This window comes from Clostridium kluyveri DSM 555 (assembly GCF_000016505.1).
Taxonomy (GTDB): Bacteria; Bacillota; Clostridia; order Clostridiales; family Clostridiaceae; genus Clostridium_B; species Clostridium_B kluyveri.
In genome coordinates this window covers 2,561,157-2,579,861 of sequence record NC_009706.1, presented here as the reverse complement: position 1 = coordinate 2,579,861, position 18,705 = coordinate 2,561,157, and the positions used below count along the sequence as shown (strand labels likewise).

The window sequence follows — 18,705 nt, the reverse complement described above, 5'->3', positions numbered from 1 at the left end:
TAAGATAACATAGAGGGAAGTTGTCATATGAATTCTTATCAGAGGAGGGTATGAATGGAAACGAGGACTATATTAAAGAATAAGTTTTATTTGTATATGACAGAATTTTTTGCAGGAATGTCAGTAATGGCAGTGGAACTTGCAGCGAGCAGACTTTTGGCACCGTATTTTAGTTCTTCACAAATTGTGTGGACAATTATTATCGGAACTATCATGATTGCAATAGCATTGGGCAATATCTGGGGAGGAAGAAGTGCAGATAAAAATCCTAATCCGGATAAGTTGTATATGCGAATGATTATAGCTGCTATATGGATTGCAGCAATACCGCTTCTGGGAAAGTATATAATTTTAGCTGTATCTGCAGCACTTGTTTTAACAATAAGTAATAACTTTTTAATTTTAGCAACCTTTTTAGTGTGTATGATAATTTTTGTATTTCCACTTTTTTTGCTGGGGACAGTTACACCTTCTCTAGTGAAATATACAGTAAGTAGTTTGAGTGACAATGGAAAGATAGTGGGTATGCTGGGTGCAATTAATACAATTGGAAGCATCATTGGCACATTTTTACCTACCTTTGTTACGATTCCAGCAGTTGGTACATCCGTTACATTCTTAATATTTTCGGGGATTCTTCTGATGCTTGGCATAATTTATTTTATAAGCATAAAAGCAAAGAAAGTACAATGTATTATAAGTGTTATTTTGTTCATCTTTTGCAGCGTATTTGGATCGTCGGATAGTTTTGCATTTTGGGAGAAAAATCTCTTGTATGAAGGAGAATCTATTTATAATTATCTGCAGGTGAAGGATACAAATGACAGTATAATCCTTTCTACCAATGTACTTTTTGGGGTTCAATCCATTATGAAAAAAGATAACAGTTTGACGGGAATGTATTATGACTACGCACTTGCGGCACCCGTTATGTCCGGAATTCATAAGAAAAAAAATGCAAAGATTTTAGTGCTTGGCATGGGAACAGGCACTTATGCAAAACAGTGTGAAAAATATTTTCCTAGTGCTTCCATTGAAGGTGTAGAAATAGATCAGAAAATAACCAATTTAGCCAGTAAATATTTTAAACTCCCAAACACTATAAAAGTAAATACTTATGATGGAAGAGCATACTTGAATTCTGAAAATAAGAAATATGATGTGATCATGGTAGATGCGTATCAGGATATAACCATACCTTTTCAGATGTCTTCCAAAGAATTCTTTACCATTGTTAAAAATCATTTAGTAAAAGATGGTGTCATGGTTGTAAATATGAATATGCATACCGAAAAAAAAGGAAATATTACACAGCATTTATCAGACACCATAGCAAATGTTTTTAATAAGGTATATACAGTAAATGTAGATGGCTCAACCAACAGAGAACTATTTGCAACGCAGAATATGGAAGCAGCTAAAACCTTTGAGCAGAATACTAGAGAGTTAAGAAATAATGAATTAAAGACATTGATGTATAACATTGAAGATAATATGGACACATATGTAAAAGGAAATTATCTTCTGACTGATGATAAGGCACCAGTGGAACTTTTAGGAATGAGGGTAATCGATGAATTAATTCAAGATGAATTAAGTTATTACAAAAAAATATTCAAAGAAAAATATAAAGATCTAATAATTCAAGGCGGTGAAATAGATAGAGCAGAAGCAGGGGGTCTTGACTTTCCCAATTAGGCATGCTTTCATAAGTAATTAGAGAAAATATATTTTCATAAAAATAAATTGATTTATACAAAAAAATATTGACTTGGAGTTGACTCTAAGTAGTATTCTTATATTAAGAAATTAAAGTTATTTTGTGAAAAAGGGGTGTTAAAGTATGCATATTCCAGATAATTATTTAAGTCCATCCACTTGTGCAGTGATGGGGGCGGCTATGATTCCAATATGGGGGATATCAGTTAAAAAGGTAAAAAATGAAATATCTAAGGTTAAAATGCCATTACTTGGTATAGGCGCTGCATTTTCTTTTCTTGTGATGATGTTTAACGTACCGCTGCCAGGAGGTACAACGGGGCATGCTGTAGGAGGGACGCTGCTGGCTATACTTTTAGGACCATTTGCAGCATGCATTTCGATTACTGTGGCTCTTCTTATCCAGGCGCTGCTTTTTGGAGATGGTGGAATACTGGCATTCGGAGCTAATTGCTTTAATATGGCATTTATAATGCCTTTTCTTGGTTATTTTATCTATAAGTTTATCAAGGATAGAACTAATTCTGAAAAAGGTGAATATGTTGGAATAATATTAGGATCTTATATAGGAATCAATTTTGCAGCTTTTATAGCAGGAATAGAATTTGGTATTCAGCCTCTACTATTTAAAAATGCGGTCGGACAAGCATTATACAGTCCCTATCCATTGTCTGTATCAATTCCAGCCATGCTTGTTCCTCATTTACTAGTTGCAGGCGTAATCGAAGTTATATTTACAGTGGCGATTTTTTCATTTATAAAGAAAGTTTCTCCAGGCACAATATATGAAGGAGCCAAGAGAAAGACAAAAATTGTCTATGGATTAATTGTTGCTTTAATTTGTTTGACACCGATAGGACTTATTGCAACCGGAACAGCATGGGGTGAATGGGGAATTGATGAAATAAAGAATGTATCGATTGGTGGTAAGGCACTTGGTTATGTTCCTGAAGGAATGAAAAATGGATTTAGCTTTAATACTTTTATGTCAGATTATGCAATTAAGGGACTGCCAGAGACTGCTGGATATATTTTATCGGCAGTTACAGGAGTAGTAATTTTAGTAATTTTATTTAAGATTATAAGCAGTTTAAAGAAAAATAAAACTGGGGACATAATTGGTAAAAGTGAGGAGAAATAATATATATGCCTGAGTGGTTGTTAAAAGATGAAAATTATATTCCTAAATCAGATAAGGACACTTTTATTACAAAAAGTATTCTGTCCATATTGGAAGTTCTTTCGAGGATAAGAACTCAAAGCGGATATAAAAAAAATAAATTTAAAATAAATGTAACCTTGAAAGTCACATTTACATTTATACTTATATTGTTAGTTTCTATTACAAGAAGTTTTACATTTACAATTATTATTAATGTATATTTATTAGCGATATTGAGTATGATGGATGGCGAAGAAATTATAAAAGTTTTAAAAATCAGTCTGATAATGTCAGCTTTCACGTTTATTATACTCTTACCGGCAATCTTTTGGAACAATGGGTTTAGCAGCATTATGATTACATCTAAAGTCTTTGCAACAGTAACTTGTGTAAATATACTTTCTCATTCTACAAAATGGAACTTTATAATCAGTGCATTAAAGAGATTTTTTGTGTCGGATATTTTTATTTTTGTCATGGATATTACTATAAAATACATAGTTATGCTGGGTGAATTTTCATTAAATATGTTATATTCATTAAAGCTTAGATCAGTTGGTCAAAATAGTAATAAATATGCATCGCTTTCAGGAATTGCTGGAACAATGTTTATAAAGTCCAAGGAAATTGCTGAAGATATGTATACTGCCATGGAGTGCAGAGGTTTCACAGGAGAATATCGAGTTATTAATAATAAAAATAAATTAAATTTTACAGACTATATATATGTAATAATTAATGTACTAATAATTATTATTTTTATATACATGGGAAGGGTCTAAAATGTATGATTGATATAAGTAATGTATCGTATTCGTATTCAGGTATTCCTGCTTTAAAGGATATAAATCTTCATATAAATAAAGGAGAAGCTGTGGCATTATTAGGAGCCAATGGCAGTGGTAAATCAACATTGCTGAAGCTAATAAATGGTATTGTTTTCCCCGATAGTGGGAGTTATAAGTTTAATAATGAAGAAATAACTCATGCTAAACTTCAAGATACAAAATTCTCAAAGCTCTTTCACCAGAAAATAGGTTTTGTATTTCAAAATTCAGATACACAATTGTTCTGTGCTGATGTTTATGATGAAATTGCATTTGGACCCAGACAGATGGGAATGAATGAGAATGATGTAGATAAAAGAGTTAATGATTGTCTATCATTGTTAAATATTACTGATTTCAAGCATAGACAGCCATATCATTTAAGTGGTGGAGAAAAACGAAAAGTTGCTATTGCTTGTGTTTTAGCCTTAAATCCAGAAGTTCTTGTCCTTGATGAACCCATGAACGGTCTTGATCCTAGAACTCAGAGATGGCTTGCGGAATTTCTAGTTAAATTGAATAAAATGGGGAAGACATTGATAACTTCAACACATAATTTAGAGCTAGTACAGGAAATATCAAAAAGAGCTGTACTGTTTGGAGAGGATCATTGTATTGCAGCTGATTTACCAACAGAGAAACTGCTAGCAGAGATAGATTTACTGAAAAAAGTAAATCTAGTAGATGAATATTATCACTGTCATGAAGGAAATCATCATGCACATTTTCACATGCATAACTATGAGCTATAATTTTCTTTATTGAAAATCAAATTGGGAGTAAATATGATATTTTAATGTTTAGAATAAATATCACATTTATTCCCAATTCAAAGTTGTAGAGGAGTATTGGGCAGAAGATAATAGATAGTGTTATTTTCACATCTATTGGAGGTTTTTTGAATTTACATTTATATAGTAATCTTCATTATTTGGACTGAATCCTTGGAAATGGACATTATGATAAAACTATTTCTTCACTTCTTCGAAGTTTACCTATCCTAGGGAAGATGTGTTTACAAACATAGTCATGCTCTTCTTTTGATCCCGCTGTCATTGCATCTTCCACAAAGATTTGATTATAACCATGTTGAAAAGCTTCTCTTGCCGTAGTATCTACGCCAATTCCGGTGGAAATGCCGCATAGTACAATAGTATCAATTCCACGACGTCTTAATTGTAAGTCAAGATCAGTACCATAGAATGCACCCCACTGTCTTTTGGTGATAGTATGAACATTTTTATTATTTGCTATTTCAGGTACATAGCTATCCCATCCTTCTGGGAATTGTGTTGGATTAATTTTGAAATCTACACTTGGCTTTAACATATCTTTTCCATCTATGGAGGAAACTCTTACAAGAACTACAAAGGCTCCCTTTTCTGTGAATGCATTGATTAATCTGCTTGCATTTTGAACAACCTCTACACCAGTATGAGGTGAAAGCTCCCTATTCACAATTCCATTTTGTAAGTCTATGATTACCAGAGCTGTTTTTTCTGATTTTATTAATTCAGTTTCTCTTGATTTTAAATCTTCCATTTTTTTATCTCCTTTTTTATCTTGTGTACAAGGTACTGTAAGCCCCTTGTCATGGCTATTATACATAAACTATAAATATAATATAGTTTATAATTTCATTTTATATTGTGATGATTATTAATTTAAGCTGAGTCTTTTATATACTTTAAAATAGACCCACACGGCATTTAGCAGCAGCAATGTACTTGTAATAAAAAATATATATCTTATACCTAAATAAGCTGCCACTTGTCCCCCTAAAATTGATCCCCCAAATATGCCTAAATATTGGGCGGATATATTAAAACCAAAAACTCTGCCTGTAAGAGAATCTGGTGTAATTCTTTTAACTAGAACATTAACAGAAGGATTAAGTCCCCCCATCGCCAGTCCTAATAGAAAGCGAAGACCCATTAGCTGCCAGGGATTTTTTACAAAGGCCTGTGGTATAAAAATTATTCCTGCCGCTACAAGTGCAACTAATATAACTTTCTGCGCTCCAATTTTATCAGAAAGTTTTCCAAGTCTTGGAGCTGCAATTATATTTGCTAATCCTGAGACTGAGAATGCCATTCCAGCTAACAGAGCAACGTGATTGCTATTACGAGATAATTGAGCAATATATACTGTTATGATTGGTTCTATAGAATATAACGCTAGAGTTAATATAAAAGAGGTTACGAACATTATAATAGTTAAACTTTTGTTTGGAATAATACTCCATATTTCCTTAATACTGCTCACTTTTTTATCCTCACGAGTAAAGGATTCCCTTACAAATAAAGCAGTTGTAGTGAATGTAATAAGCATAAGTACACCTGTTATAAAAAATACATTTTGTAAACTAAAGTTTTCTTCAATATAGCCACCAATCATTGGTCCAAGTAGTGATCCTGCGATACTTGATGTTGAGAGCGTACCTAAAGCCCATCCCGCATGTTCCCTATCTGTTTGAGTTGCAATCAGTGTAATACAAGCTGTACTGTAGCCTGTGATAATACCTTGTAATACTCTTAATATTATTAGTTCATATACATTTTGTGCGAAACCCATGCTGAATATAACTATCGCCATACCAAGGCTTGCTCGCAAAAGCATTGGTTTTCGTCCAAATTTATCAGCAGCGTGTCCCCAAACTGGTGAAAAAACAGCTGAAATTATGAAGGTAATACCAAAAGCAATTCCTGAAAATTGTTCAATTAAAGCTGTGTTAGAAATGCCAAGATGTTTTATATAGAGGGGTAATACCGGGGCAATTTGACTCATTCCTACACTGGTTACAAACATTCCAAACCAACAAACTATTAAATTTCTTTTCCACACTTTCATAATATACCTCTTCTCTTTGCTATAACTCAACATAAATAATGCTGCTATCTACAATACATAACGAAAATAACAATTAACAAACAACTAAAGGGCAATAAAATGTATTTTGTACTATGTATCACTTTTTAATATCATTATAAATTATAAAATATAACATGTAAACTATATTTCATAGTTTGATAAATATATTTTTTTATGTTAAACTATTTTTATAAAGTGAAATTATACGAAGGAGTTATAAAATAATGCGAAAGCGAAATTTAACCAAAGAGAAAATTATTCAAGTTGCTTTTTCATTGGCTGATGAAATTGGACTTAATCAAGTTACTTTCCCCAAAATTGCAGAAAAGCTGGATATAAAATACCCATCTTTATATAACCATTTTACTAACATGGATAATCTTAAAATAGAAATGACAATATACCTTTTAAATAAATTGAACTTGAAATTAATGCAAAGATTAATTGGCAAAAGTGGTGGAGATGCTGTTAAAGAGTATGCCAATGCTTATAGAGACTTTGCCTTTGAAAACAAGTCTGCTTATGGGCTTATTATGAATATTCCAAGTACAGAAGATAAAGAAGTACATCGTTTAGCGAAAGAAACTACCAGTATTATTCGTCAAATTTTACATTTTTATATTGAGGATGAAACACATTTGGTTCATAAAAGTCGGGCATTAAGGAGCTTGTTACATGGTTTTATTTCTTTAAATTTCCTCGGGTATTTCCAAAATCCAGTAAGTTCAGAAGACAGCTTTCAACTGATGATAGATGATTTTATTTTGTCAGTTTCAAGAAATTTGTGTTAAGTATTGTATTAACTAATAAGTTATGATTTTTAATAATGAAATCTAATTTAGTACTCCTATGACATTTAATTCTTAAACAAATTGAATGTTTCACATCTATAATGTCAAGTTCTATAACTTGGCCATTTTTTATGTATCCATAACATGTATAGTGAATGTAAATTTTATATTTTCTAAAAAATTCAGAAGTAATGATTGCCTTAATATCTTTATTATGATTTTACTTTTTCTTAAAGTATAATATTCAAACATCTTGGGGCGCTAATTTCGAAGAATTTATCCGAACAGCTACCATTGCTAATACTCCCATCTTCTTCAAAGTGGGAGATAAGCACTGCTACGCGCCTGGATAAGTTCTTCCCCTAAAGGATAACGTATTCTAAGTGCTAAAGACACTAAGAATACTGTTAATAAGGTTCAGATGGAGATAAGCAGTTCTCTACAGCAAACTCCACCTGAACCTAAGAATCACTTGATGGTATTAGAATTGTATGAAGGCTCAATTGAGGGAATTTCAGGCAAGTATAAGTATTATGAGAATTTTGTTTTTAAAATAGATAATATCGTTAGCATTGAAGGACATTTTATAAGTTTGCCAGAACCCTCCTATTGACAAAAGTAGTATGTCAGATTAAAATAACATCAGATATATAACGAAAGTTATTTATAAGGAAGGAGGGGCACAATGCCACCGAAAGTTAAAATAGCCAAAAACAATATCATAACGGCCTCTCTTGATGTTATTCGTGAAAATGGAGCAGAAGCCTTGAACGCGAGAGCCGTGGCAAAAAAATTAAACTGTTCCACACAACCGATTTTTAGCAACTATTCCACTATGAAAGATTTAAAAAATGATGTGATGCAGTCGGCAAAGCAGCTTTATCAGCAATATATCGAAAGAGGCATGAAAGATTCCGTCTATCCGCCATACAAGGCAAGCGGTATCGCCTATATCAAATTTGCCAAAGAAGAAAAAGAGCTGTTCAAACTGCTTTTTATGCGTGACCGCTCTCAGGAAGAAGTGAAAGAAGAAAGAGAGGAAATCTCCGACCTTATAAATCTCATTTCATCCAACACGGGGATGAGCTTGGATGATGCCTATATGTTTCATATAGAAATGTGGATCTATGTGCATGGTATTGCTACAATGATTGCCACAGCCTATCTGGACTGGAAGTGGGACACGATAAGTATGATGCTGACTGATGCATATGAGGGCATGAGAGAGCGATACAAAAACAAGGAGGGCAAGTAAATGGATGCGATTGTTATGAGTAACTTAACAAAAAAATATAAAGACATAACGGCTGTTGACGAACTAAACTTATCTATTCATGACGGAGAAATATTTTCACTGTTAGGCGTAAATGGAGCAGGTAAAACTACGACAATTAAAATGCTCTCATGCCTTACACAGCCTACAAGCGGTAATGCAGTACTGCTTGGCAAAAGCATTACTAAGGATGCACAGGCGGTAAAGTCAATGATCGCTGTTTCACCGCAGGAAACAGCGGTTGCTCCTAATTTGACGGTAAAAGAAAATTTGGAGTTTATGGCGGGTGTTCATAGCTTTTCCAAGGAGAAAACGAAAGCCAAAGTAACAAAGCTAATCAGTGAATTTGACTTACATGAAATTGCAAATAAACAAGCTGAGAAACTTTCAGGCGGCTGGCAGCGCAGGCTAAGTATTGCCATGGCCTTAATTTCAGAGCCTCACATCTTGTTTTTAGACGAACCCACTTTGGGATTGGATGTCTTGGCAAGAAGTGATTTGTGGGATGTTATTCGTTCTCTTAAAGGGAAAATTACAATCATTCTAACAACACACTACATGGAAGAAGCAGAATCGCTTTCGGACCGTATCGGTATCATGAAAAGTGGGAAGCTGTTAATTGCAGGAACTGCTGATGAAATCAAAGCAAAAGCAGGAACTGATAGATTTGAAGACGCCTTTGTTAAACTTGTAAAGGAGGGAATATAATGAGAATGCTAACATTTTTCAACCGCACGACAAAAGAAATCCTGCGCGATCCATTGAATGTGGCTTTCGGCATTGGATTCCCATTAGTGATTCTGGTATTACTATCTGCAATACAGGCAAACATCCCTGTCAGGCTTTTTGAAATAGACAGACTTATACCTGGAATATCAGTGTTTGGCTTATCCTTTATGACACTGTATTCTGCAATATTGATTGCGAAAGACCGTTCAAGTTCTTTTATTCAAAGATTATATACAACGCCCTTAACCGCAAGTGACTATATCTTGGGGTATGCGCTTCCCATTCTTCCGATTGCATTGGCACAAAGCGTTATTTGCTACATTAGCGCCCTATTTTTGGGCTTGGAGATTACGGTAAACATTGTCTATGCAATTCTATTTGTTATACCGATTGCATTGTTTTTTATTGCCTTGGGACTTTTGTTCGGCAGCATCTTCAATGATAAGCAAGTAGGCGGTATTTGCGGAGCATTGCTTACAAATTTAGCGGCATGGCTCTCGGGAGCATGGTTTGATTTAGACCTTGTTGGAGGCCTTTTCAAAAAAATAGCATACGCCTTACCATATGTACACGCTGTTGAACTGGGACGAGCAGTTTTAGGGGGTAATTTTGAGGCGATATTTCCGCACCTTTGGTGGGTACTCGGATATGCATGTTTGACTGTTATTATAGCCATTTTGGTATTCACCCGGAAAATGAGAAAAGACTGAGTCTAGCCGGGAGTTATGAGAACAGAATAGTTATTGTGTGCTGCTTGCAGGAGTAAAACTCGTATTAGGATATGGGTGACACAATATTTGAAAACTTCCCCTTTTGTTTTACTAAAGGGCTTAGTTTACTACCGATAAGTTTTTGATATGGTCTTATTAGATAAATAGTAAGTAAGGAAAAAGAGAGATCTTAATATTTGAACGCGAATTAGTATCACTTTCTATCAAAACATAAGATATTTATATCAGCCTTGCTTAACCAAGAGAAGCAGGGCTTTAATTATTGAAGGAAGTTTCCTGTAAGTTAACTTATTTCACTAAAATCAACTATAAATCCATCGACAGGGAATGGCTCAATACATAAAATATCATTAGAGGTGATGGATATGAGAGAGCTAAATATAAGAAGATGTATTATTCAAAAAAGAAAAGAGAAAGGCATAACGCAAGAACAGTTGGCGGATTATATTGGAGTTTCTAAAGCATCTGTTTCCAAATGGGAATCAGGGTTAAGTTATCCTGATATTTTACTTCTTCCTGAACTTGCAACTTATTTTAATGTTTCAGTGGATGAATTACTGGGATATTCTCCACAACTTACAAAGAAGGATATTAAGAAAATTTATAATAAACTTTCACATGAATTTGCTACAAAATCTTTTGACGAAGTAATGGAGCAGTGTAACAAAATGATAAAGAAATACTATTCTTGTTTTTCATTTTTATTGTCTATGATTCAATTATTATTAAACTATTTGCCTTTAGCAAAAACTGAGGAAATAAAAAAAGAAATTATTCACCAATGTATACTTCTAAGTCAGAGAGTAAAAGAGGAATCAGAGAACATTTCTGACATAAAAAGTGCAAATACCATGGAAGCATTGGCAGAAATGATACAGGGAAATAGTAAAGAAGTTATTCGATTATTAGATGACAAATTAACTCCCTATAGTGGAGATGATGTTATGCTGATTAATGCATATCAAATGCTTGGAGAAAATGCTCAAGCGAATGAGGTGAATCAAATATTACTATACCAAAATATAATAAATGCATTAACGCTTTTAACCAATTATCTTTCCATGCACATGACGGAACCAGTTTTATTTGGGCAGATATATTCTCAGGGGATTCAGATTATCAACTCTTTTCAGATGAAAGAGATCTTGACAAATGCGGTCTTTGGAATTCATATTGTTGCTGCACAAGGGTATTTGATTCAGCAGAAAAAAGAAAAGGCAATAGATGCGTTGGAAGAATATGTAAGTATTGTTTGTGGATATCAATATCCATTGAGATTAAAAGGAAATGGATATTTTACCAAGGTAGATAAATGGCTTGAGGATAATATTTGTATTGGAACAAACACACCATTAGATGAGATAACAATTAAGAAAAATTTCATTGAGGCTGTTACTGAAAATCCTGCATTTACACCGTTAAAAGAAGATGAACAGTACAATATGATTATTAAAAAATTGAAAGAAAAGTTAGGTGAAAAATAATGATTGATACTTTTTCTAAGTATTTACCAGTTTTGCTACCACTAATTATGCTTCAATTAATTTTAATGATTACTGCATTGGTTCATATTTTAAGACATTCTACAGTACGTAGAGGAAATAAACCACTTTGGATTATTACTATTGTTTGTGTAAACATCATTGGCCCAATTTTATATTTTCTAGTCGGAAGGGATGAGGAATAGTGGATATACTTACAATTTGTGATTTGCATAAGGGCTTCAGTACACATAAGGTATTAAAGGGAGTAAACTTAAGTGTACCACAAGGTTCTATATATGGTTTCATTGGTAAAAATGGTGCAGGCAAAACAACAACTATGAAGATTGCATTAGGTTTATTAAGAGCGGATTCTGGTGAGATACAAATATGTAATAAAAAAGTTAGATTTGGTTCTTCGGAAGCAAACCGATATGTTGGCTATTTACCGGATGTTCCACAATTTTATAATTTTATGACAGCCCAAGAATATTTAAAACTTTGCGGAGAAATTACTGGAATGTCAGCTCATTTTATTCAAAAAAAGAGTGAATATTTATTAAATATTGTGGGATTAACGGATTTAAAAAAAAGAATAGGGGGTTTTTCAAGAGGGATGAAGCAGCGTCTTGGTATTGCTCAGGTATTGTTAAATGATCCCAAGCTATTGATTTGTGATGAGCCTACCTCAGCTTTGGATCCTATTGGGAGAAAAGAAATATTAGATATTTTATCCAAAGTGAAAAACCATACAACGATTATTTTTTCAACTCATATATTAAACGATGTAGATACAATTTGTGATCATATTGGAATTTTAAATAATGGTGAAATTGTTTTATCAGGTAATTTAAATAACATAAAACATGAATATCAAAATACAGTGATGCTGTCACTTTCTTCAAATAGTGATTTAAATACCTTGCTCAAGTCTGAAGAAATAATGAAATTGAACAAAAAAATTCAGTGTAAAGAAACCTCCATTTATATAAGAACAAGTGAAGTAAATAAAATTATGAAATGGGTAATGAAAATTCTAGTTAAATTATCAATTACACCATTAAAACTTGAAATTATGGAACCTTGTCTTGAAAATATTTTTATGGAGGTGGCTAAATGAGGTCATATATTGCATTTATTAAAAAAGAATGGATTGACTATCTAAGAAACTATAAAATATTAATCATAATAATAGTATTTGCAATTCTAGGAATTATTAGTCCACTTAGTGCTAAGTTTATGCCGGAGATTATCAGAGAATTCATGCCTGCTGATATATCCATTCAATTAACGGAACCTTCCAATATAGATTCATGGACTCAATTTTTTAAAAATATATCTCAAATGGGTACTATTGTAGCTATTATTATTTTTAGTGGAATGATGTCTCATGAATATGAGAAGGGAACGTTAGTTAATCTGATTACGAAAGGATTATCACGTAAGACGGTTGTTGCAGCCAAATACACAGTAGTGGTTTTAATTTGGACAATAAGTTATTGGATATGTTTTTTTATTGCTTCAATATACACAAGATACTATTTCCCAGAAGGAAAAACTACAGGTTTATTTTTGGCTGTCTTTAGCTTTTATTTTTTTGGTATTATGCTATTTTCGATAGTTATGTTGGGTTCCATAAGCTTTAAAAATATCTATGGCTCTTTACTTTTTACAGCTGGTTTTACAGTGATACTTTTTATCATCAATATGTTTCCTAAAGCAATAAAATGGAATCCTTTGCAATTAGCAAATAGCAATATAAAGATATTGCAAGGTATACTTACATTTTATGATATAAAATATTCATTTGTCATAATGATGCTCATTAGTCTATGTGCACTAAGGCTATCTATAAGAATTTTTAATGAAAAATCTTTATAATTATGGAGATGTTTTTGTCAGAAAGAGGATGCATTTAAAATATGGAGAAAAGCAGGAACTGACTTATATTCCCATAAAAATTTTTCCAATTTGTTAAACTGAAATTTTGATTCAGACAGTGCCAATAAAATTTGGTGTACCGATTTTTACACATTTGTTTACAAATAGTTAATTATTATGCCATTAAGTTGTAACAAATACTGCTTATAATTATAAATGTCTTTAGTAATCAAACCTTAGTATTAAATAAATAGTTTGTAATTAATACCCCAAATGTAAATTTGAATAGTGTCTGTGGTTGCAGGGCACTTAAAAATTAAATGCAACTGCCAGAAGTTCGTATGTTAAATTAATCTCTTTTAAAATTAATGTTATTAAAAGTTAAGCACCTATTTTTTAGGGTGCTTATTTTTATTTCAGAAAAACTTATCTAATGGAATATTGTGGATAATGTGGATAAACTGTGGATAAGTTATTGGTAAGTTAGATCGTCTAAAAATTTTAAGGAAATAATAAAAATGATTATCCATCAGAGGAGGGAAGATATTTAAACAAAGAAGAAACCGTGTCAACCAAATAGGATTGCAATGTGAATATTTTAACATAAAAATAATATAAACTTAAAAAGATTATAGTAAAATATGAAAAATATAGTAATGCAAAAATTTTGTTGTGATTGTTTTGTTTTGGGTATGTAGAAAGGATATTTTTCACAGAAGTGTGATTATCGTAAATTGCATTTTAAATGTATTGGAAAACCTTATAATTGTGTTAATGAAACCTCCCACCAGGTTGCAAAGGCATCTCAAGAAATTGCAGCTGATTCGGGAGAACAGGCAAAGGAAGTTAATAATAATTTTAAAATTTGCAATCAGTTGGCGGACAAGATTGAAGTTGCAGAGGATAAAATTAGTGAAACTGTTGCCAGTATGAGTAGTCTAAAACAAAATAATAATTCAGGAGTAAAGTCTATAGGTGAACTTTCGGATAAATTCAAGGAAAATAAAGAGGCCACGGAGGATGTGGCACTGCAAATAAATAAACTGTCTGAAAAATCCAATTCTATAAGAAAAATAATAGAATCAATTAATAGCATTGCAGAGCAGACCAATCTGCTTGCCTTAAATGCTGCCATAGAAGCTGCCAGGGCGGGAATGGAAAATAACAAAGTTATTGTAAATGAGTCCCACGAAAGATTGGGTGCCACAGTAAAATCTTTTGATAATATCATTTTATCATCGATAACGTAATTTTATGATGACAATAAAGATGGTACTTTTGAAAAGTATGACATGACAAAAGAGGATAGAAGTATCTATTTGACGGAGAACAGAGATGATGAATATGAATATTATTTTACTCCAATTCTTGATGGAAAAGATTTATGGCAGGATCCATATTTGGATTCGGATTTAAATATGAATATGATATCTTATGCAATACCTATCAAAAATGAGGAAAAAACGATAGGAATGGTAGGTATTGATATGACCTTTGAAGATACAGAGAGCCTTGTAAAAAAATTAAAAGTTTTTAATTCAGGCTATAGCTTTTTATTAAGCCAGCAGCATAATCTTATCGCATTTCCAGAGTTTATGAAAACAGGGGAGGATAAGCAGTCAGAAGAAAGTGAATCAATTACTAATTTTGCTTCAATGGACAATGGTGTGTATAAGGATGTTATTAAGGATATAGATAAAAACACTTCTGGGGTTGCAGAATTTACAAAACTAGGGATAAATTATTTGCTGGCCTATTCACATCTGGAAAACGGCCAAATTTTATGTATTGCCGTACCCAAAAATGAAATCTTTAAAGAGATGGACAAAATGACCTTTTTTATCATAATTGTTATACTTGTGTCGTTAGTGCTTGTTTTGTTCATAAGTAGAATTATTTCCAAAAACATATCGGCACCTTTGGAAAGCATGATTCATGACTTTAATTGTGCTTCTCAGGGTGATTTAACGGTTGAAGGTAAGTTTTTGACGAAGGATGAAATTGCTAAAGTTACAAAGAGCTTTAATCAAATGATTTCAAATACAAGAGGATTGATTTATAAAGTCGTAAAGGCTGTAAATACGGTTTCTGAGAGTGCTGCTACACTATCCTTTGCAACTGAAACATCAAAAACTAATTCCAAGGAAATCTTGGATGTGGTACAGCAAATTTCCAGGGCATCTGAGGAAAATTCCTCTGAAGTTGAAAATGGAGTGGTTCAAATGCAGATTTTAGGGCAAAAAATTCACGAAGTTACTTCAGATATAGCTGCAATGAATGAAATCGCTCATGAAACAGAAGCGCTCAGCGAGAAGGGAAAATTAATTGTAGGAGAACTTATAAGAAAATCAAGAGAAAGGGCGGAAAAAGATAGTAATGTATCTCTCAGTATGGATGAAGTTAGAAAAACAAGTAAAGCTATTACGAATATAACTCAATCAATCATGGATATAACACAAAAGACTAATCTGCTTTCATTGAATGCAATGATTGAAAGTGCAAGAGCTGGAGAAGCAGGTCGGGGATTTGCAGTTGTTGCTGAAGAAATTTCGAAGCTTGCAAATATGACAAAGGATCTGTCCAATACCATCAATGAACTTATAAAGGAAATTCAGTATAATTCAGATAGAACTTCAATCTTGATGCAGGAAGCAGAAAAGATTTCGATAGAACAGAAACAAGCAGTCGATGACACAAATAGCTTATTTACAAACATATCTGAATTAATAAATAAATTATATGACAAGATTTCCAATACGACGAGTAGTAGTATGGAAATGGATTTAAAAAAGAATGAAATTGTTGCAATGACTGAAAATTTGTCTGCAATCTCCGAGCAGACAGCCGCAAGTATTCAAAATACGATAGTAAATATAGAAGGACAAACTATGGCAGCGGAAAAAATTGCAGTTCAGGCTAGTATACTGAAGGAAATAATTGCTTCACTACAAATCTCCTTAGATACATTTAAGATTAAATAAAGGTTTTAAGAAGCAGAAATGGATACTCAACTTGGATATGATAAATACAATGTAACTGAAAAACAGACAACTAACAGTAGAAATGGTTGCTAAAAAAACTATAAAATCTGAGTTTGGTCCTGTTAGCAATGTACCCCGGGGACTCTGTCCCCGGATCCCTGAGGTTTATCACATATTAAAATTATTTGTCTAAAAAGAGAGAATACACATAATTATTTTCACGCCTTACCCTCTTTTTGTCTTTCAAGTAAATTAATACGTTGAAATTCTGCAATAGCATTTATCATTGTAATCATTGACTTCCCAATATCGGTTGATGTATCCGTATTCTCTTTATAACTTACTAAATGTATTCCTTCTTTTATATTTTTTCAGTTAGGTTACGCAATATATTAGGGATATATGGCACAATTTTACTCTTGCCAGCAATTAACGTTGACGTTAATGTAAATGGAATGTTATTCTATTATAGAATTAATGACTTTGGAGGGCTTTTATGGATTGGTTAAAAATAGATCAGGTTTCAAAAGAAAGTGGTTTGACTAAGCGGACAATTAGGTATTATGAGCAAATTGGTATTTTACCACCACCTATGCGTAGTGAAGGAGGGATTAGATGCTACACTCAGGAACATATTGACTTATTGGTAAAGATTAAAAATGCTAAAGAGGCTTTGGGATTTTCTCTTCAAGAGCTGCAATATTTCATATCACTTGGCAGTGCAATGGAAGCCAATAAAATAGATTACAAACAATCATTTGAACCAGCTAAGCAAAAAGAAAAATTGATTGAGATTATAAATAATATAGATCAAAAGCTTATACTCATTGAAAAAAAGATTGATAAAATTGAAAATGTACGTAAGGAGTTACTGGATTTAAAAAAACGAGCTCAAACAGTTGTTGAAAAAATGAATATGGAGAACTTTGAAGGGTGAGAAAGCATTAGTCACTCATTGAAAGTAGATAATTTAATGCTGGAAAAATAAAGATTCCAATGATAATAGGAGGGTATTATAAATGAGTATTGATAAAGCGTTCTATCATAATGTCATGAAGAATATGTTTGCTGACCCCTGTGAAGTAAAGTATTGGGATGGAGAAGTAAAAAAGTATGGTGATGGAGAAGCTCGTTTCAAGATTCACTTCTATGAGTCTATTGCAAAATCAGAGATTATAAGTGATCCGTCTCTTGCATTTGGTGAAGGATATATGCATAACAAAATTGACATTGAGGGAAGTGTACAAAAAGTTATTGAATCCATCTATAATAATTATAGCAGCTTTCTCCATGACAAAAAACCTTATGTTAAATTGGCAAAAATACTATCCAATACCATTCGTAAAAGCCAGGATGATGTCCAGTTTCATTATGATATAGGTAATGATTTTTATCGTTTATGGTTGGATGATAGTATGACTTATTCTTGTGCATATTTTGAATCGCCGGAAGACAGCTTGTTTCAGGCTCAAAAGAACAAAGTGGATCATATTTTACGTAAACTCAATTTGCACCCTGGTCAAACGCTGCTGGACATCGGCTGCGGGTGGGGAGAACTTATTCTTACAGCTGCTAAAACCTATCAGGTTAAAGCCTTGGGAATTACACTTAGTAAAGAGCAATACTCCCGGGTTTTGGAAAGAATTAAAGAAGAGGAATTACAGAACCTGGTAGAGGTCCAGCTCATTGACTTTAGGGAATTGAGGAATAGGACTTTTGACAGAGTAGTGAGCGTGGGAATGATTGAACACGTAGGTAAAGAAAATCTTCCAGGGTACTTTTCTGCTGTTAAATCACTTCTGAATGAGGGTGGGGTTTCTCTCCTGCATTGTATTACTGGTTATGATGGAGCGGGAACAAATACTTGGATTAATAAGTACATATTTCCAGGCGGATACATACCTGCAGTTCAAGAGCTTGTTTCCATAATAGTTATGAATAAGTTTTATCTTATAGATTTTGAGAGCCTGCGTGAACATTATACTAAAACTTTAGAACATTGGGCTCGAAATTTCGAGGAGGCTCTTCCAGATATCAGGAAAATAAAAGATGAAACTTTTATTCGCATGTGGCGCCTTTATTTAAACTCCTGTGCGGCATCATTTCATTGTGGCAACATCGATATTCATCAGTTCCTATTTACTAAAGGTGTAAATAATAATTGGCCACTGACTCGTAATTATATATATGAATGAAAATGAACTAAATACTTGCAGTCCAAATCTTAACAAGATCACATAGGATATATTAAATACAAAT

The 18,705-nt window shown here is 32.9% G+C and carries 20 protein-coding genes and 1 pseudogene; 18 read left to right on the top strand and 3 right to left on the bottom strand.

Annotation, left to right across the window (positions count from 1 at the left end; translation table 11 throughout):
- Positions 1-54: 54 nt before the first annotated feature.
- From CKL_RS12235 to CKL_RS12220, 4 genes are all read left to right on the top strand, one after another.
- Positions 55-1,698, top strand: coding sequence for a spermidine synthase (locus CKL_RS12235; protein WP_012102846.1), 1,644 nt, complete (start codon positions 55-57; stop codon positions 1,696-1,698).
- Between the two features lie 145 nt (positions 1,699-1,843).
- Positions 1,844-2,860, top strand: coding sequence for a cobalt transporter CbiM (gene cbiM, locus CKL_RS12230; RefSeq protein WP_012102845.1), 1,017 nt, complete (start codon positions 1,844-1,846; stop codon positions 2,858-2,860).
- Positions 2,861-2,865: 5 nt separating this feature from the next.
- Positions 2,866-3,663: an energy-coupling factor transporter transmembrane component T gene (locus CKL_RS12225; RefSeq protein ID WP_012102844.1), complete on the top strand. Its 798-nt coding sequence runs from the start codon at positions 2,866-2,868 to the stop codon at positions 3,661-3,663.
- Between the two features lie 5 nt (positions 3,664-3,668).
- Positions 3,669-4,460 (top strand): energy-coupling factor ABC transporter ATP-binding protein, encoded by a 792-nt coding sequence (locus tag CKL_RS12220; RefSeq protein ID WP_012102843.1) that lies wholly within the window; start codon positions 3,669-3,671, stop codon positions 4,458-4,460.
- Positions 4,461-4,665: 205 nt separating this feature from the next.
- On the opposite strand, the gene CKL_RS12215 is transcribed toward CKL_RS12220, so the two are convergent.
- Both CKL_RS12215 and CKL_RS12210 read right to left on the bottom strand, forming a co-directional pair.
- Positions 4,666-5,250, bottom strand: coding sequence for a hydrolase (locus CKL_RS12215; protein WP_012102842.1), 585 nt, complete (start codon positions 5,248-5,250; stop codon positions 4,666-4,668).
- A gap of 117 nt (positions 5,251-5,367) precedes the next feature.
- Positions 5,368-6,558 (bottom strand): multidrug efflux MFS transporter, encoded by a 1,191-nt coding sequence (locus CKL_RS12210; RefSeq protein ID WP_012102841.1) that lies wholly within the window; start codon positions 6,556-6,558, stop codon positions 5,368-5,370.
- 245 nt (positions 6,559-6,803) lie between these two features.
- Here CKL_RS12210 and CKL_RS12205 point away from each other — a divergent pair, with 245 nt between their 5' ends.
- From CKL_RS12205 to CKL_RS21805, 12 genes and pseudogenes are all read left to right on the top strand, one after another.
- On the top strand, positions 6,804-7,370 hold the full coding sequence (locus CKL_RS12205; RefSeq protein ID WP_012102840.1) for a TetR/AcrR family transcriptional regulator: 567 nt from the start codon (positions 6,804-6,806) through the stop codon (positions 7,368-7,370).
- A 421-nt stretch (positions 7,371-7,791) separates the two neighbouring features.
- The gene (locus CKL_RS12200) at positions 7,792-7,983 is read left to right on the top strand and encodes a hypothetical protein (protein ID WP_012102839.1); all 192 of its coding nucleotides are present in this window, start codon (positions 7,792-7,794) and stop codon (positions 7,981-7,983) included.
- 72 nt (positions 7,984-8,055) lie between these two features.
- A complete protein-coding gene (locus tag CKL_RS12195) occupies positions 8,056-8,625 on the top strand; it encodes a WHG domain-containing protein (protein WP_012102838.1) in 570 nt (189 codons plus the stop codon).
- Positions 8,626-9,351, top strand: a complete 726-nt coding sequence (locus tag CKL_RS12190) for an ABC transporter ATP-binding protein (RefSeq protein ID WP_012102837.1) — start codon at positions 8,626-8,628, stop codon at positions 9,349-9,351. It abuts the gene before it with no gap.
- Positions 9,351-10,082: an ABC transporter permease gene (locus CKL_RS12185; protein ID WP_012102836.1), complete on the top strand. Its 732-nt coding sequence runs from the start codon at positions 9,351-9,353 to the stop codon at positions 10,080-10,082. The genes CKL_RS12190 and CKL_RS12185 overlap by 1 nt, the downstream gene beginning before the upstream one ends.
- Before the next feature lie 386 nt (positions 10,083-10,468).
- Complete coding sequence (locus CKL_RS12180; RefSeq protein WP_012102835.1) at positions 10,469-11,587, top strand: helix-turn-helix domain-containing protein; 1,119 nt, start codon at positions 10,469-10,471, stop codon at positions 11,585-11,587.
- Positions 11,587-11,790 carry a PLD nuclease N-terminal domain-containing protein gene (locus tag CKL_RS12175; protein WP_012102834.1) on the top strand — a complete coding sequence of 68 codons (204 nt, stop codon included), beginning with the start codon at positions 11,587-11,589 and terminating at the stop codon, positions 11,788-11,790. Before CKL_RS12180 ends, CKL_RS12175 begins: the two co-directional genes overlap by 1 nt.
- The gene (locus CKL_RS12170; RefSeq protein ID WP_012102833.1) at positions 11,790-12,704 is read left to right on the top strand and encodes an ABC transporter ATP-binding protein; all 915 of its coding nucleotides are present in this window, start codon (positions 11,790-11,792) and stop codon (positions 12,702-12,704) included. The genes CKL_RS12175 and CKL_RS12170 overlap by 1 nt, the downstream gene beginning before the upstream one ends.
- Positions 12,701-13,465, top strand: coding sequence for an ABC transporter permease (locus CKL_RS12165; RefSeq protein WP_012102832.1), 765 nt, complete (start codon positions 12,701-12,703; stop codon positions 13,463-13,465). Before CKL_RS12170 ends, CKL_RS12165 begins: the two co-directional genes overlap by 4 nt.
- Positions 13,466-14,199: 734 nt before the next feature.
- On the top strand, positions 14,200-14,715 hold the full coding sequence (locus tag CKL_RS12160; RefSeq protein WP_012102831.1) for a methyl-accepting chemotaxis protein: 516 nt from the start codon (positions 14,200-14,202) through the stop codon (positions 14,713-14,715).
- A 42-nt stretch (positions 14,716-14,757) separates the two neighbouring features.
- Positions 14,758-16,446, top strand: coding sequence for a methyl-accepting chemotaxis protein (locus CKL_RS12155; RefSeq protein ID WP_012620689.1), 1,689 nt, complete (start codon positions 14,758-14,760; stop codon positions 16,444-16,446).
- Between the two features lie 9 nt (positions 16,447-16,455).
- A pseudogene (locus CKL_RS21805) lies at positions 16,456-16,585 on the top strand (transposase); the annotation flags it as partial.
- A gap of 79 nt (positions 16,586-16,664) precedes the next feature.
- On the opposite strand, the gene CKL_RS21330 reads toward CKL_RS21805, so the two are convergent.
- Complete coding sequence (locus CKL_RS21330; protein ID WP_423200919.1) at positions 16,665-16,799, bottom strand: recombinase family protein; 135 nt, start codon at positions 16,797-16,799, stop codon at positions 16,665-16,667.
- 143 nt (positions 16,800-16,942) lie between these two features.
- Between CKL_RS21330 and CKL_RS12150 the strand changes: the two genes are divergently transcribed.
- Positions 16,943-17,383: a MerR family transcriptional regulator gene (locus CKL_RS12150; protein ID WP_012102829.1), complete on the top strand. Its 441-nt coding sequence runs from the start codon at positions 16,943-16,945 to the stop codon at positions 17,381-17,383.
- An 82-nt stretch (positions 17,384-17,465) separates the two neighbouring features.
- Positions 17,466-18,641: an SAM-dependent methyltransferase gene (locus CKL_RS12145; protein WP_012102828.1), complete on the top strand. Its 1,176-nt coding sequence runs from the start codon at positions 17,466-17,468 to the stop codon at positions 18,639-18,641.
- Positions 18,642-18,705: the final 64 nt, after the last annotated feature.

Excerpts from the sequence above, each read along its gene's own strand:
- CKL_RS12235 (WP_012102846.1), top strand. The coding sequence starts at position 55 with ATGGAAACGAGGACTATATTAAAGAATAAGTTTTATTTGTATATGACA.
- cbiM (WP_012102845.1), top strand. The coding sequence starts at position 1,844 with ATGCATATTCCAGATAATTATTTAAGTCCATCCACTTGTGCAGTGATG.
- CKL_RS12225 (WP_012102844.1), top strand. The coding sequence starts at position 2,866 with ATGCCTGAGTGGTTGTTAAAAGATGAAAATTATATTCCTAAATCAGAT.
- CKL_RS12220 (WP_012102843.1), top strand. The coding sequence starts at position 3,669 with ATGATTGATATAAGTAATGTATCGTATTCGTATTCAGGTATTCCTGCT.
- CKL_RS12215 (WP_012102842.1), bottom strand. The coding sequence starts at position 5,250 with ATGGAAGATTTAAAATCAAGAGAAACTGAATTAATAAAATCAGAAAAA.
- CKL_RS12210 (WP_012102841.1), bottom strand. The coding sequence starts at position 6,558 with ATGAAAGTGTGGAAAAGAAATTTAATAGTTTGTTGGTTTGGAATGTTT.
- CKL_RS12205 (WP_012102840.1), top strand. The coding sequence starts at position 6,804 with ATGCGAAAGCGAAATTTAACCAAAGAGAAAATTATTCAAGTTGCTTTT.
- CKL_RS12200 (WP_012102839.1), top strand. The coding sequence starts at position 7,792 with ATGGAGATAAGCAGTTCTCTACAGCAAACTCCACCTGAACCTAAGAAT.
- CKL_RS12195 (WP_012102838.1), top strand. The coding sequence starts at position 8,056 with ATGCCACCGAAAGTTAAAATAGCCAAAAACAATATCATAACGGCCTCT.
- CKL_RS12190 (WP_012102837.1), top strand. The coding sequence starts at position 8,626 with ATGGATGCGATTGTTATGAGTAACTTAACAAAAAAATATAAAGACATA.
- CKL_RS12185 (WP_012102836.1), top strand. The coding sequence starts at position 9,351 with ATGAGAATGCTAACATTTTTCAACCGCACGACAAAAGAAATCCTGCGC.
- CKL_RS12180 (WP_012102835.1), top strand. The coding sequence starts at position 10,469 with ATGAGAGAGCTAAATATAAGAAGATGTATTATTCAAAAAAGAAAAGAG.
- CKL_RS12175 (WP_012102834.1), top strand. The coding sequence starts at position 11,587 with ATGATTGATACTTTTTCTAAGTATTTACCAGTTTTGCTACCACTAATT.
- CKL_RS12165 (WP_012102832.1), top strand. The coding sequence starts at position 12,701 with ATGAGGTCATATATTGCATTTATTAAAAAAGAATGGATTGACTATCTA.
- CKL_RS12155 (WP_012620689.1), top strand. The coding sequence starts at position 14,758 with ATGACAAAAGAGGATAGAAGTATCTATTTGACGGAGAACAGAGATGAT.
- CKL_RS12150 (WP_012102829.1), top strand. The coding sequence starts at position 16,943 with ATGGATTGGTTAAAAATAGATCAGGTTTCAAAAGAAAGTGGTTTGACT.
- CKL_RS12145 (WP_012102828.1), top strand. The coding sequence starts at position 17,466 with ATGAGTATTGATAAAGCGTTCTATCATAATGTCATGAAGAATATGTTT.